Annotated in this window: 1 pseudogene; it reads right to left on the bottom strand. The window is 73.7% G+C overall.

Features of this window, described 5'->3' with window-relative positions:
• Positions 1–312: pseudogene (locus tag V8688_RS32120) on the bottom strand (hypothetical protein); the annotation flags it as partial.

Here is a 312-nt window from a genome sequence, read left to right as displayed (position 1 = left end):
GAACGGCTGGTTGATCGTGGTGAAGTACTGGATGGCCGCGCCGAGGGCGACCGGCGCGGTCACCAGAATCTGTCCCGCCACGGTGCCGAGGGCGCCGATGGCGAGGATGCCGCCGAGGCAGCCGACCGCCGCCGCGGGCAGGAACGGGCCGAACAGGCCGACGATGGTGGCCGAGGCGACCGTCGCGCCGACGATCCCGCCGAGCACGCAGCCGACGGCGGCGCCGCCGAGTCCGCCGACCAGGGTGCCGACAGCGGCGCCGAGGGAGATGGTGCTGGTCATGCGTGACCAGGCGGCCTGTTCGCGGTCGTA

The organism is Nocardia sp. No.11 (assembly GCF_038752175.1).
Lineage (GTDB): Bacteria > Actinomycetota > Actinomycetes > Mycobacteriales > Mycobacteriaceae > Nocardia > Nocardia canadensis.
This window is presented reverse-complemented; position numbering and strand designations above follow the sequence as displayed.